The sequence below is a fragment of the Mycobacterium sp. MUNTM1 genome (assembly GCF_054660795.1).
On the sequence record NZ_BAAGDE010000068.1, the window covers coordinates 1 to 14,087 of the forward strand.

The 14,087-nt window shown below is 67.5% G+C and carries 12 protein-coding genes; 9 read left to right on the forward strand and 3 right to left on the reverse strand.

Features of this window, described 5'->3' with window-relative positions:
• From ACYQ8K_RS26475 to ACYQ8K_RS26500, 6 genes are all read left to right on the forward strand, one after another.
• A partial coding sequence (locus tag ACYQ8K_RS26475) for a cytochrome c oxidase assembly protein (RefSeq protein WP_459973761.1) occupies positions 1-1,031 on the forward strand: 1,031 nt, incomplete at its 5' end.
• A 119-nt stretch (positions 1,032-1,150) separates the two neighbouring features.
• Positions 1,151-1,630 carry a single-stranded DNA-binding protein gene (locus tag ACYQ8K_RS26480; RefSeq protein ID WP_459973763.1) on the forward strand — a complete coding sequence of 160 codons (480 nt, stop codon included), beginning with the start codon at positions 1,151-1,153 and terminating at the stop codon, positions 1,628-1,630.
• Between the two features lie 79 nt (positions 1,631-1,709).
• Positions 1,710-3,386 (forward strand): energy-dependent translational throttle protein EttA, encoded by a 1,677-nt coding sequence (gene ettA / locus ACYQ8K_RS26485; protein WP_459973765.1) that lies wholly within the window; start codon positions 1,710-1,712, stop codon positions 3,384-3,386.
• 78 nt (positions 3,387-3,464) lie between these two features.
• The gene (locus ACYQ8K_RS26490; RefSeq protein WP_459973766.1) at positions 3,465-8,306 is read left to right on the forward strand and encodes an NAD-glutamate dehydrogenase; all 4,842 of its coding nucleotides are present in this window, start codon (positions 3,465-3,467) and stop codon (positions 8,304-8,306) included.
• On the forward strand, positions 8,303-8,716 hold the full coding sequence (locus ACYQ8K_RS26495; RefSeq protein WP_459973768.1) for an acyl-CoA thioesterase: 414 nt from the start codon (positions 8,303-8,305) through the stop codon (positions 8,714-8,716). Before ACYQ8K_RS26490 ends, ACYQ8K_RS26495 begins: the two co-directional genes overlap by 4 nt.
• Positions 8,704-9,375 carry a hypothetical protein gene (locus ACYQ8K_RS26500; protein ID WP_459973769.1) on the forward strand — a complete coding sequence of 224 codons (672 nt, stop codon included), beginning with the start codon at positions 8,704-8,706 and terminating at the stop codon, positions 9,373-9,375. The genes ACYQ8K_RS26495 and ACYQ8K_RS26500 overlap by 13 nt, the downstream gene beginning before the upstream one ends.
• Before the next feature lie 79 nt (positions 9,376-9,454).
• Here the strand turns inward: ACYQ8K_RS26500 and ACYQ8K_RS26505 are convergent, their stop codons facing one another.
• The 3 genes from ACYQ8K_RS26505 to ACYQ8K_RS26515 all read right to left on the reverse strand — a co-directional run bounded on the left by ACYQ8K_RS26505 (position 9,455) and on the right by ACYQ8K_RS26515 (position 12,545).
• Entirely contained in the window at positions 9,455-10,471 is a 1,017-nt protein-coding gene (locus ACYQ8K_RS26505) for a pyridine nucleotide-disulfide oxidoreductase (RefSeq protein WP_459973793.1), read from the reverse strand.
• A gap of 87 nt (positions 10,472-10,558) precedes the next feature.
• Positions 10,559-12,124, reverse strand: coding sequence for a glycoside hydrolase family 13 protein (locus tag ACYQ8K_RS26510; RefSeq protein ID WP_459973771.1), 1,566 nt, complete (start codon positions 12,122-12,124; stop codon positions 10,559-10,561).
• A 25-nt stretch (positions 12,125-12,149) separates the two neighbouring features.
• A complete protein-coding gene (locus ACYQ8K_RS26515) occupies positions 12,150-12,545 on the reverse strand; it encodes a globin (protein WP_007774129.1) in 396 nt (131 codons plus the stop codon).
• A gap of 143 nt (positions 12,546-12,688) precedes the next feature.
• Between ACYQ8K_RS26515 and ACYQ8K_RS26520 the strand changes: the two genes are divergently transcribed.
• The 3 genes from ACYQ8K_RS26520 (at position 12,689) to ACYQ8K_RS26530 (ending at position 14,085) form a co-directional block, all read left to right on the forward strand.
• Entirely contained in the window at positions 12,689-13,336 is a 648-nt protein-coding gene (locus tag ACYQ8K_RS26520; protein WP_459973773.1) for an HNH endonuclease, read from the forward strand.
• Positions 13,337-13,403: 67 nt separating this feature from the next.
• Positions 13,404-13,631: an aa3-type cytochrome oxidase subunit CtaJ gene (gene ctaJ / locus ACYQ8K_RS26525; protein WP_459973795.1), complete on the forward strand. Its 228-nt coding sequence runs from the start codon at positions 13,404-13,406 to the stop codon at positions 13,629-13,631.
• On the forward strand, positions 13,618-14,085 hold the full coding sequence (locus tag ACYQ8K_RS26530) for a DUF5130 domain-containing protein (RefSeq protein WP_459973775.1): 468 nt from the start codon (positions 13,618-13,620) through the stop codon (positions 14,083-14,085). Before ctaJ ends, ACYQ8K_RS26530 begins: the two co-directional genes overlap by 14 nt.
• Positions 14,086-14,087 lie beyond the last annotated feature (2 nt).

Sequence of the window (14,087 nt, forward strand, 5' to 3'; positions counted from 1 at the left end):
GCACCCCGCCGCCCCCACCCCCGGCCCGGCTGCCGTGGGTCCCCGAAGCCGAGATCGGTTACGACTTCGACGGGCCGCCCACCGTGGCGCGCATCCTGTTCGACTGGCGCTTCGACCTGATCTTCGGCTCCGCCGCCCTCGTCTTCGCCGCGCTGTATGTGGCGGCCCTGGTGCGGCTGCGCCGTCGCGGCGACTCGTGGCCGCTGGGCCGAACCGTTTCCTGGCTGCTCGGCTGCCTGGTGTTGCTGTTCGTGACGTCCTCGGGCGTCGGGCGCTACATGCCGGCGATGTTCAGCATGCACATGGTCGTGCACATGTGCCTGTCGATGCTGATCCCGATCCTGCTGGTGCTCGGCGCCCCGGTCACCCTGGCATTGCGGGCCCTGCCGGCGGCCGGCCGCGACGACCCGCCGGGCATGCGGGAGTGGCTGCTGGCCGCGCTGCACAGCCGCGTCTCCCGATTCCTCACCAACCCGGTGGTGGCCACCGTGCTGTTCGTCGCCGGGTTCTACGGGCTCTACCTGTCGAACCTCTTCGACACCACCGCGAGCAGCCACGCCGGGCATCTGGCGATGAACCTGCACTTTCTGCTGAGCGGCTACCTGTTCTATTGGGTGGTGATCGGGGTGGACCCGACGCCGCGACCGATACCACCGCTGGCCAAGGTGGCCGTGGTGTTCGCGTCGCTGCCGCTGCACGCCTTCTTCGGGGTGGTGCTGATGGGCACCAAGAAGGTGCTCGGCGCCGACTACTACCGCTCCCTCGGGCTGAGCTGGCACACCGATCTGCTGGGCGATCAGCACCTGGGTGGGGGCATCGCCTGGTCGGCGGGGGAGTTCCCGCTGGTGATCGTGATGCTCGCGCTGCTGATCCAGTGGGCGCGCAGCGATCGCCGCACCGCCACGCGGCTGGACCGGGCCGCGGACCGTGACGACGACGCCGAGCTGGTCGCCTACAACGCGATGCTGGCGCAGCTGGCGCAGGGCGAGACGCCCAAGCGTGCCGGCCAGGCCCCCGCCGATCCCGACTGATCCACAGTCCCGGTTTCTTGCACAGCGACGGCCGATTCCGCGTCGGTCGCTACGGCGATCGTCGGTGGCACCGCGCCTACTGGCAGCCATAGCCAATGCAATCGAGAAGGGATCAACCCATGTTCGAAACCCCGCTTACCGTGGTCGGTCACATCGTCAACAACCTCGAACGTCGACAGGTCGGCAACCAGGAGGTCATCAAGTTCCGCGTCGCCAGCAATTCCCGTCGCCGCACTGCTGACGGCGGCTGGGAGCCCGGCAATTCGCTGTTCATCAACGTCAATTGCTGGGGCAAGCTGGTCACCGGCGTGGGTGCCGCGCTGGGCAAGGGGGCGCCGGTGATCGTCGTGGGTCACGTGTACACCAGCGAGTACGAGGACCGCGACGGCAACCGCCGGTCGTCGCTGGAGATGCGCGCCACCTCTGTCGGGCCCGACGTGTCCCGTGCGATTGTGCGCATCGAGCGCCCGGGCTACACCGGTCCGGCGGCCCCCGATGCCGCCACACCGCCGGCGGATGCGTCCGACGCCGCTGGTGAGGACGCTGATGCCGTTGGCGTCGAGTCGGCTGACACAGGCCCGCTGCCGCTGACCGCTTAGCGGCGGGGCTGCCGCTGCCGGGCGATGCCTAGGATGGTCCGCGAGATCACTTCGCAAATCAGAAAGGCATAACCGCGGCATGGCTGAGTTCATCTACACGATGAAAAAGGTCCGCAAGGCGCACGGCGACAAGGTGATCCTGGACGACGTCACGTTGAGCTTCTATCCAGGCGCCAAGATCGGTGTCGTCGGCCCCAACGGCGCCGGCAAGTCGAGCGTCTTGCGGATCATGGCGGGCCTGGACAAGCCGAACAACGGTGATGCCTTCTTGGCCAACGACGCGACCGTCGGCATCCTGCTGCAGGAGCCCCCGCTGAACGAGGAGAAGACCGTTCGCGGCAACGTCGAAGAAGGCCTCGGCGACATCAAGGTCAAGCTCGACCGTTTCAACGAGGTCGCCGAGTTGATGGCCACCGACTACTCCGATGAGTTGATGGAGGAGATGGGCCGACTCCAGGAGGAGCTGGACCACGCCGACGCGTGGGACCTCGACTCGCAGCTGGAACAGGCGATGGACGCGCTGCGCTGCCCACCGCCCGACGAGCCGGTGACCAACCTGTCCGGTGGTGAACGGCGCCGCGTCGCGCTGTGCAAGCTGCTGCTGTCCAAGCCCGACCTGCTGCTGCTCGACGAGCCCACCAACCACCTGGACGCCGAGAGTGTGCAGTGGCTCGAGCAGCACCTCGCGTCCTACGCGGGCGCGATCCTGGCGGTCACCCACGACCGGTACTTCCTGGACAACGTCGCCGAATGGATCCTGGAACTGGACCGCGGCCGCGCCTATCCGTACGAGGGCAACTACTCGACGTACCTGGAGAAGAAGGCCGAGCGGATCGCGGTGCAGGGCCGCAAGGACGCCAAGCTGCAGAAGCGGCTGGCCGAGGAGCTGGCGTGGGTGCGCTCCGGCGCCAAGGCGCGCCAGGCCAAGGGCAAGGCGCGGCTGCAGCGCTACGAGGAGATGGCCGCCGAGGCCGAGAAGACGCGCAAGCTCGACTTCGAGGAGATCCAGATCCCGGTCGGCCCGCGGCTGGGCAACGTGGTGGTCGAGGTCGACCATCTGGACAAGGGCTACGACGGCCGCACCCTGATCAAGGATCTGTCGTTCACCCTGCCGCGCAACGGCATCGTCGGCGTCATCGGCCCCAACGGGGTCGGTAAGACCACGCTGTTCAAGACCATCGTCGGACTCGAGCAGCCGGACAGCGGCACGGTCAAGGTCGGCGAGACCGTCAAGCTCAGCTACGTCGACCAAACCCGCGCCGGAATCGATCCCAAAAAGAACGTGTGGGAGGTCGTCTCCGACGGGCTGGACCACATCGTCGTCGGCCAGACCGAGGTCCCGTCGCGGGCCTACGTGTCCGCGTTCGGGTTCAAGGGACCGGACCAGCAGAAGCCGGCCGGCGTGCTCTCCGGCGGCGAGCGCAACAGGCTCAACCTCGCGCTGACGCTCAAGCAGGGCGGAAACCTCATCCTGCTCGACGAGCCCACCAACGACCTCGACGTCGAGACGCTCAGTTCGTTGGAGAACGCCCTCGAGCAGTTCCCCGGCTGCGCGGTGGTGATCTCGCACGACCGGTGGTTCCTGGACCGCACCTGCACGCACATCCTGGCGTGGGAGGGCGACGACGACAACGAGGCCAAGTGGTTCTGGTTCGAGGGCAACTTCGGTGCATACGAGGAGAACAAGATCGAACGCCTCGGTGCCGAAGCGGCACGGCCGCACAGAGTGACCCACCGCAAGCTAACGCGCGACTAGTGTCAGCTCTGCCCCGGACCGCCACGGAACGGGGCGACCGAGCGCATTGACAACCGTCGCCAGTTGGGAGCTATCGGCATGACGATCGATCCCGGAGCCAGACAAGATCTCGAGCCGTGGACGACCTTCACCCGGCAGCAGGACATCCCTGAGTGGATTTCGAAGGCCTACATAGAGAGCTATCGCGGCCCGCACAGCGACGAGCCGGGCGGAGCGGCAACCAGGCCCATCGACCTGACCCTGCCGGCGGCGATCGTGACCCCGGCCATGCTCAGCGCGCACTATCGCCTCGGCCTGCACCGCCCCGACGGCGAAAGCCGTGTCGCGGTGTACCCGGCCGACGACCCCGCCGGCTTTGGGCCCGCCCTGCAGGTCGTCACCGATCACGGCGGCATGCTGATGGATTCGGTCACCGTGCTGCTGCACCGGCTCGGCGTCCCGTACACGGCCATCATGACGCCGGTCTTCGAGGTGCAGCGCAGCCCCGGCGGCGACCTGCAGCGCGTCGAGGCCAAAGCCGAAGGCGCATCGCAATACGCCGGCGAGGCGTGGATCCACGTGCAGCTGCTGCCGTCGGTGGACAGCAAGGGGCTCACCGAAGTCGAACGGCTGCTGCCCAAGGTGCTGGCCGACGTGCAACAGGTCGCCAGTGACGCGTCGGATTTGATCGCCACGCTCAACGATCTGGCCGCACGGGTCGAAGCCAACGCCGACGACCACTTCTCCGCGCCGGACCGCGACGACGTCGCGGCGCTGCTGCGCTGGCTGGGCAACGGCAATTTCTTGCTGCTCGGCTATCAGCGCTGCCATGTACACGACGGCCAGGTCTCCGGCGACGGGACACCCGGGCTCGGCGTCCTGCGGACCCGCACCGGTTCGCGCCCCCGGTTGACCGACGACGACAGATTGCTGGTGCTCGCCCAATCCGTGGTGGGCAGCTATCTGCGCTACGGCGCCTACCCGTACGCCATCGCGGTCCGCGAATACGTGGACGGCACCGTGATCGAGCACCGCTTCGTCGGGTTGTTCACGGTGGCCGCCATGAACGCCGACGTCCTGGAAATCCCGACGATTTCGCGCCGGGTCCGCGAGGCGCTGGCGATGGCCGACAGTGACCCGATCCACCCCGGCCAGCTGCTGCTCGACGTCATCCAGACCGTGCCGCGCTCGGAGCTGTTCACGCTCAGCGCCGAACGACTCCTGGCGATGGCCAAAGCGGTGGTGGACCTGGGACCGCGGCGAAACGCGTTGCTGTTCCTGCGCGCCGACCGGCTGCAGTACTTCGTTTCCTGCCTGGTGTATCTGCCCCGCGACCGCTACACGACGGCGGTGCGGCTGCAGATCGAGGACATCCTGGTTCACGAATTCGGCGGCACCCGTTTGGAATTCACCGCTCGCGTCAGCGAATCGCCTTGGGCGCTAATGCATTTCATGGTCCGCCTGCCGTCCGATGGCGCCGACGGGGCGCCGGTCGATGTGTCCGAAGGCAACCGGGTCCGCATTCAGGCGCTGCTGAGCGAGGCCGCGCGCACCTGGGCCGACCGGCTCGTCGCCGCGGCCGCGGACGGCGCCGTGGGCCACGTCGACGCCGAGTACTACGCCGCCGCCTTCCCCGAGGTCTACAAGCAGGCCGTCGCCCCGGCCGATGCGATCGACCACATCGCCATCATCAATGAGCTGCAAGACAACTCGGTCAAGCTGGTGTTCATCGAGGCCGAGGACGGGTCCGCTCAGCTGACCTGGTTCATGGGCGGACGCTCCGCCTCGCTGAGCCAGCTGCTGCCCATGCTGCAGAGCATGGGCGTGGTGGTGCTCGAGGAGCGCCCGTTCACCGTCACCCGGCCCGACGGGCTGCCGGTGTGGATCTATCAGTTCAAGATCTCACCCCATCCGACCATCCGGCTGGCCTCGACGCAGGACGAGCGCGACGCGATGGCCGAGCGGTTCGCGGACGCGGTCACCGCGATCTGGCAGGGCCGCCTCGAGATCGACCGGTTCAACGAGCTGGTGATGCGCGCGGGCCTTCGATGGCAGCAGGTCGTGCTGTTGCGGGCCTACGCAAAGTACTTGCGGCAGGCCAACTTTCCCTACAGTCAGTCCTACATCGAATCGGTGCTCAACGAGCATCCGTCGACCGCACGATCACTCGTCGCGCTCTTCGAGGCGCTGTTCGACCCCGACCCCGATTCCTCGGCGAGCCGCGATGCGCAGGCCGCGGCCGGAGCGGTCGCCGCCGACATCGACGCGCTGGTGAGTCTGGACACCGACCGCATCCTGCGTGCCTTCGCCTCGCTGGTGCAGGCCACGCTGCGGACCAATTACTTTGTCACGAGCGAGGGTTCGGCCCGCGCCCGCAACGTGTTGGCGATCAAGCTGGACGCCCAGCTGGTCGACGAGTTGCCGCTGCCGCGCCCCAAATACGAGATCTTCGTCTACTCGCCCCGGGTCGAGGGCGTGCACCTGCGGTTCGGCCCGGTGGCCCGCGGCGGCCTGCGCTGGTCGGACCGTCGGGACGACTTCCGCACCGAGATCCTGGGTTTGGTCAAGGCGCAGGCGGTCAAGAACGCCGTTATCGTGCCGGTGGGCGCCAAGGGCGGGTTCGTCCTCAAGCGGCCGCCGCTGCCCACCGGCGATGCGGCCGCCGACCGCGAAGCCAGCCGCGCCGAGGGCGTCGCCTGTTATCAGCTGTTCATCTCCGGCCTGCTCGACGTCACCGACAACGTCGACCATGCGACCGGAAAGGTCAGCGCGCCACCCGAAGTCGTCCGGCGCGACGGCGACGACGCGTACCTGGTGGTAGCGGCGGACAAGGGCACCGCCACCTTCTCCGACATCGCCAACGACGTCGCGAAGTCCTACGGATTCTGGCTGGGCGACGCCTTCGCGTCCGGCGGGTCGGTCGGCTACGACCACAAGGCCATGGGCATCACCGCCAAGGGCGCATGGGAGGCCGTCAAACGGCACTTCCGGGAGATGGACATCGACACGCAGACCGAGGACTTCACCGTGGTCGGCATCGGCGACATGAGCGGCGACGTCTTCGGCAACGGCATGTTGCTGAGCAAGCACATCCGGCTGCTCGCCGCCTTCGACCACCGGCACATCTTCCTGGACCCCGACCCCGACGCCGCGCGTTCGTGGGACGAACGCCAACGGATGTTCGACCTGCCGAGGTCCAGCTGGGAGGACTACGACACCTCGTTGATCAGCGAGGGCGGCGGCGTGTACAGCCGTGAGCACAAGGCGATTCCGATCAGCCCGCAGGTTCGCGACGCGCTGGGCATCGAGGGCGACGTCGACGAGATGACGCCGCCCAACCTGATCAAGGCGATCCTGCAGGCGCCGGTGGACCTGCTGTTCAACGGCGGCATCGGCACCTACATCAAGGCGGAGTCCGAATCCGACGCCGACGTCGGCGACCGCGCCAACGATCCGGTCCGGGTCAACGGAAGCCAGGTGCGCGCCAAGGTGATCGGCGAGGGCGGCAACCTCGGGGTGACCGCGCTGGGCCGCGTCGAGTTCGATTTGGCGGGTGGGCGGATCAACACCGACGCGATGGACAATTCGGCCGGTGTGGACTGTTCGGACCACGAGGTCAACATCAAGATCCTGATCGACTCGCTGGTGACCGCAGGCAAGGTCAAGCCGGAGGAGCGCAAACCGCTGCTGGAGTCGATGACCGACGAGGTCGCGCAGCTGGTGCTCACCGACAACGACGACCAGAACGACCTGATCGGCACCAGCCGGGCGAACGCGGCGAGCCTGCTGCCGGTGCACGCCAGGCTGATTCAGTACCTGGTCGACGAGCGCGGCATCCACCGCGAACTGGAAGCGCTGCCGTCGGAGAAGGAGATCGCGCGCCGCGCCGAGGCCGGCATCGGGCTCACCTCACCGGAGATGTGCACCCTGATGGCGCACGTGAAGCTGGGGCTCAAGGAGGAGATGCTCGAGACCGAGTTGACCGAACAGGACGTGTTCGCCTCCCGGCTGCCCCTGTACTTCCCGAAACCGTTGCGGGAACGGTTCACTCCGGAGATCCGCACCCATCAGCTGCGCCGCGAGATCGTCACCACCATGCTGATCAACGACCTGGTGGACGCGGCCGGTATCAGCTACGCCTTCCGGATCGTCGAGGACGTCGGCGTCGGGTCGGTCGACGCGGTGCGCACCTACGTCGCCACCGACGCCATCTTCGGGGTCGGCGAGACCTGGCGGCGCATCCGCGCGGCGAATCTGCCGGTCGCACTGTCGGATCGGCTCACGCTGGACACCCGGCGGCTGATCGACCGCGCCGGGCGCTGGCTGCTCAATTACCGTCCGCAGCCGCTGGCGGTCGGCGCCGAGATCAACCGGTTCGCCGCCAAGGTCCAGGCGCTGACGCCGCGCATGTCCGAGTGGCTGCGCGGCGACGACAAGGCCATCGTGGAGAAGGAAGCCGCGGAATTCACCTCCCAGGGCGCGCCCGAAGACCTCGCCTATTCGGTGGCGGCCGGGCTGTACCGCTTCAGCCTGCTCGACATCATCGACATCGGTGACATCAACGACATCGACGCCGCCGAGGTCGCCGACACCTACTTCGCGCTCATGGACCGGCTCGGCACCGACGGGCTCTTGACGGCGGTATCCGAACTGCCCCGCCGGGACCGCTGGCACTCCTTGGCGCGCTTGGCGATTCGTGACGATATCTATGCTTCGCTGCGGTCGCTGTGCTTCGATGTGCTCGCCGTGGGCGAGCCGGATGAAAGTGGCGAAGAGAAGATCGCCGAGTGGGAACACCTGAGCGCCTCCAGGGTCGAGCGGGCCCGCCGCACGCTCATCGAGATCCAGGAAAGCGGGGACAAGGACCTCGCTACGCTGTCCGTCGCCGCGCGCCAAATCCGTCGCATGACCCGTACCAGTGGAAGAGGATCATCAAGTTGAGCGTCGGCTTCGTCGCGCCCGTGCCAGTGCGCTGGTCGGACATCGACATGTACCAGCACGTCAACCACGCCACCATGGTCACGATCCTGGAGGAGGCGCGCGTCCAGTTCCTGCGTGAGGCGTTCGAGGTCGACATCTTGACCATCGGGCTGCTCATCGCCGAGGTCAAGGTGACCTACAAAGGTCAGCTGCGGCTGGTGGATTCACCGCTGCAGGTGACCATGTGGACCAAGCGGCTGCGGGCTGTCGACTTCACGCTGGGCTACGAGGTGCGCTCGGTCAACGCGGATCCGGAGTCGAAGCCCGCCGTCATCGCCGAGTCGCAACTGGCCGCCGTCCACATCGAAGAGGAGCGGCTGGTGCGCCTCTCGCCACAACATCGGGAGTATCTGCAACGGTGGATCAGGTAGCCGACCGAGGACTATGGCTGGGCGCCGAATCCCGGGACGCCCACCGCACGGATCTGGCCGCGTTCGTCGATCGCGCGCTGCGGCTCGACGACGCCGCGATCATCCGATTCCGGACTCGATCCCCCGGGTTGCTGACGGCTTGGGTCGCAACGGGTTTCGACGTCCTGGCCAGCAGGGTGGTGGTCGGGGAGGTGCGGCCCGGCGACCTGTCGGTGGGCGCGGACGCGCTGGCGCGCGGCCTGTCCGCGATGGATGAAACGGGGTACGTCGATCCCGGCTTCGCGATGGATTCGGCGTGGCGGGGTGCGTTGCCGCCGGAATCGGGCTTCACTCACCTCGAGGACATCCCGGCCCGGGTGATGCTCGACCTCGCGCAGCGCGGTGCGCAGCTTGCCAAGGAGCACAGCAGTTCTCATGGCCCGCCGGTGTCGCTGCTGGACCAGGAGGTCATTCAGGTCAGCGCGCCCGACGTGCAGGTCGGCCTGCCCATGCGCTGCGTTTTCGCGTTGACCGCGATGGGTTTTCTGCCCCAGTCACCCGATGCGGTCGACGCCGACGAATTGATCCGCGTCCGGATACTGCCGACGTGGTTGCGTCTGGATGCCCGGTTCGGTTCGGTGTATCGCCGCCGCGGCGATCCCGCGCTGCTGCTGGGCTGACGCGGCCGGGCGGGAGCGATTTCGGCGAACGGATCAGGCTGAGTTTAAAGCGATCGCCGGCCGGGTTCGGTCGCGCGGATCACGGGCCGTAGCGCAGCCACAGCGGCAGCACGGCGTCCAGATGGTCCATGAACTTCTTCAGGCCCACGCGATACTGCCCGTACCCGTACGGGTCTTCGGCGTACTGGGGGAACGCGATGCCGACCCCGAACAGGCCGGGCGCCAGGATGCCGTTGCTGCGGTTGTAGTCCAACTGCCCCCACTGCGGGGTTTCGGGCAACTTCCGGCGTTCGAAGCCGACGGTGTAGACGACGCGGTCGCACTGCGCCAATTTCTCGGCGAATTCCGGGCTCGACACCCAGCACCTCTCCAGGCGGTCGGGAAGCACCCCGTCGATGTTCTCCCGCGCCCAGACGGCCGCCCGGCCCTTGAGCCCCGTGTCGTCGAATAGGATCCAATCTTCCAGGTAGACAGCGTATTTCAGCGGGCTTTGATAGAAATTGACGATGCGTTTGACGGGATGGCGCAGCAGGTTCGGCAGCACGATCATCGACGAGTGCGACGAGCCGAACACGGCGACCGTCGCGCCCTCGAGCGGTTCTGCGGCGAGCTTCTCGGGGTCCAGGGCGACCTGAACCGGAATCTCGTCGAGGCCGGGGTGGCAGAGTTTTTTGGGATCCGCGCCGACGGCCAGGATCACGTTCGTGGAGAGGATGTCGCGCTGCCCCGTCTGGATCCGCCACCGCCTGTTCTCCAAGAACAGGGCGCCGGCGGTGGTCGTGAGGGCGTCGACCTGCTCACGCAGCTGCTCGGTGATCCACACCAGGGGTTCGGCGACCAGGCCGAGCGCACACGTCTCTTGCGGATCGATCTCCTTGAGCGGCATGGGTGGTGCCTCGGCGAAGCGAAATGCCTTGGAGCCGTTGAAGTATTCGAGAAAGAGCGCGACGTGGGTGTTGCTCGAGACCGACCGCCATTTCTGGCCGATGTCGCCGGCAGCGAAGGCCGGATCGATCCAGGCGATCCGTTCCGCCGCGACTCCGTGATCCAGCAGCCTTCCCACCGCGGCGATGCCCGCGGGTCCGGCACCGATCACTGTCCACTCGTAGGAAGCCATGCACAACATATAGAGCAGTCCGCCGCGAAACGCTCACCGTGACCGGGGCGGCGCGACCCGAACCGGCTACGCCAGCCAGGCCGCCGAATCCGGTGGCAGTTTGCCCTCCAGCAGCGGCGCGCTGGCCAGGATCAGCTCGCCCGCCGGCAGCGGCACCGGCGATTCGCCGCTGTTGAGCGCGCAGATCAGCCCACCGGGGCGCCGGAAGATCACCACGTCGTCCGACGCGTCCAGCCACTCGATCGTGTCGCCATCGAATTCCACACGCCGCTTGCGCAATTCGAGTGCCCGCCGGAAGAACGACAGGGTGGAATCGGGGTCGTCGCTCTGCTTCTCGACGGTCAGCGCCGCCCAGTCCTTCGGCATCGGTAACCAGGTGTCGGGTGAGGACGAGAACCCGAACGGGGGCTCCTCACCCGACCACGGCAGCGGCACCCGGCACTTGTCCCGGCCCCGCTCGGTGTGCCCGGACCGTTCCCAGGTCGGGTCCTGCAACACCTCCTCGGGCAGGTCCAGCACGTCGGACAGCCCGAGCTCCTCGCCGTTGTAGATGAACACGGTGCCCGGCAGGGCGAGCATCGCCATCGCCATGGCCCGGGCCCTGCGCAGCCCGGCGTCGCCGCCACCGTAGCGGGTGACCTCGCGGTCCACGTCGTGGTTGGACAGGGTCCAGGTCGGGACGGCGTCGTAGATCGCGGTGGCCGCAAGCGAGTTCTCGATGGCGTCACGGATTTCGCCGGCGTCGAAGTCGATCTTGGTCAGCCGGAAATTGAACCCGAGATGCAGTTCGTCGGACCGCAGGTACTCGGCCCAGAGCAGGTTGTCCATCACCCACACCTCGCCGATGGTCACCGCCCCGGGATACTCGTCGACGACCTTGCGGATCTTGCGGTGGATGTCGTGCACGCCCGCGTTGTTGAACCGCGGGTCGTCGTCGGTGTGGCTCAACACCTTGACGTCGTCCTTGGCGTCGGGGAGGCCGGGCGGCTTGGCCATCCCGTGCGCGACGTCGATGCGGAAGCCGTCCACGCCGCGGTCCAGCCAGAACCGCAGCGATGTCGCGAAGTCCTCGAACACCTCGGGGTTCTCCCAGTTCAGGTCCGGCTGCTCGGTGTCGAAGAGGTGCAGGTAGTACTGGCCGGGATTGCCGTCGGGCTCGACCACCCGCGTCCAGGCCGAGCCGCCGAAGACCGACGTCCAGTTGTTCGGCGGCAGCGCCCCGTCGGGCCCCTTGCCGTCGCGGAAGTGGTAGCGCTCCCGGGCGTCGGTGCCGGGACCGGCGGCCAGCGCGGCCTGGAACCAGGGGTGCGCGGAGCTGGTGTGGTTGGGCACCACGTCCATGGTGATCTTGATGCCCCGCTGGTGTGCCGCCGCGATCAGCCGGTCGATCGCCGGCATGCCGCCGAACAGCGGGTCGATGTCGCGCGGGTCAGCGACGTCGTAGCCGTGGTCGGCCATCGGCGAGACGGTGACCGGGCTGAGCCAGATCGCGTCCACACCCAGCCGCTCCAGATGATCCAGATGGGCGACGATTCCGTCGATGTCGCCGACGCCGTCGCCGTTGCTGTCGGCGAACGATCGTGGATAGACCTGGTAAAAGACCGCGTTCGACCACCATGCTGCGGGGCTCATAGCGCTCCGTTCGGTTGCGGGTTATCTAGAAGGGCGAGTTGACCAGTGAGTCGGCAGCCATTTCCAGGTAGTTGAGCAGCTCGCGGCGGTGCTCGTCGTCAAGCGTCTGCGAATCGATGGACGCGACGGCCGTGTGCATGCACCGCAGCCACGCGTCACGCGCCAGGGGAGTGATCCGGAACGGCACGTGACGCATCCGCAGCCGGGGGTGTCCGCGCCGGTCGGAGTAGGTGCGCGGGCCGCCCCAGTACTGTTCGAGGAACATCCGCAGGCGTTCCTCGGCGCCCTCGAGGTCGTCCAGCGGATACAGCTCACGCAGGATCTCGTCTTCGGGAACCTGGGCGTAAAAGCGTGCGACGATCGCGTGAAAAGTCTCGGCGCCGCCGACCGCGTCGTAGAAGGACTCTGCTACCTGATCCATCGCCGTCCATTGTGGTGCATCCTCGCGATGCCAAGCGGAGGCGGCCCGGCGCCATGCCTGGTGTTCATCGGATCGACACGGCGTTCACCTGCAATAGGGGTGCGATTGGCGGCGAATCATGGTGGACTGTTCGCGGAGGATCTATGGCGCAGGGCAAGAAACGCCGCAGCCACCGCAGTCAGGTAGCCGCGGCAGGGTTAACCGGACCCGCAACCGCGTCGTCGCTGCATAGTGTTGAGATCCATCCGCCCGCACGCCCCGAGGGCTCGTCCATCTGGAGTCGCCGGCGGGTGCTGCTGCTCAATTCCACCTACGAGCCGCTGACGGCGCTGCCGATGCGCCGCGCGATCGTGATGGTGATCTGCGGAAAGGCCGACGTGGTGCACCACGATCCGGCCGGCCCCGTCATCCACTCGGCGACCAGATCGATCGTGGTGCCCTCGGTGATCCAGCTGCGGTCCTACGTCCGCGTGCCGTACCGGGCGCGCGTCCCGATGACCCGCGCCGCGCTGATGCACCGCGACCGGTTTTGCTGCGCCTACTGCGGGGCGAAGGCGGACACCGTCGACCATGTGCTTCCCCGCAGCCGCGGCGGCGACCATTCCTGGGAGAACTGCGTCGCGTGCTGCTCGACCTGTAACCACCGCAAGGGCGACAAGCTGCTCAGCGAGCTCGGGTGGGCGCTGCGCCGCCCGCCGCTGCCGCCCACCGGGCAGCACTGGCGGCTGCTGTCGACGGTCAAGGAACTGGATCCGGCCTGGGCCCGGTATCTCGGCGAGGGCGCGGCCTGATCACCAATCTGGTGTCCGGTCGCGCCGGTTGTTGGCCTCGTGGGATACGGTTTGCGTCGTGAGTCCTATGCATGTCCATCTGTTCATCGTCGGAATCCCGCTGTTGCTGGTGGTTGTGCTGTCGGTGCTGATCTGGTCCCGCAAGGGACCGCACCCAGCGGCCTACAAGTTGGGCGAGGAATGGACGCATCCGCCGATCCTGTGGGCCGCCACCGGCGAGGATGTCGGCCACGCCCACGGCGGGCACGGCACGTCGGAATTCTCAGTCGGAGGTGGCGCCAGTGGCACGTGGTGAGGTAGCGACGAGGGAACCCACCGAGCTGCCGCCCGGCTCGGTCATCACCACCAGCGGACGGATCTCCGGTGTCACCGAGCCCGGGGAACTGTCGGTGCATTTCCCGTTCTCGACCAAAGACCTGGTCGCCATCGACGATGCGCTGAAGTTCGGCTCCCGGGCGTCCAAGACGCGTTTCGCGATCTACCTGGGCGACCTGGGCAACGACACCGCCGCGCGGGCTCGCGAAATCCTTGCCGACGTGCCGACGCCGGACAACGCGGTGCTGCTGGCCGTCTCACCCGACCAGAAGGTCATCGAGGTGGTCTACGGCACGCAGGTTCGCGGCCGCGGCGCCGAGTCGGCCGCACCGTTGGGTGTGGCCGCCGCGTCCTCGGCGTTCGAGCGGGGCGACCTGGTCGACGGCCTGGTCAGCGCGATCCGCGTGCTGAGCGCCGGGATTTCGCGCGCCTGACC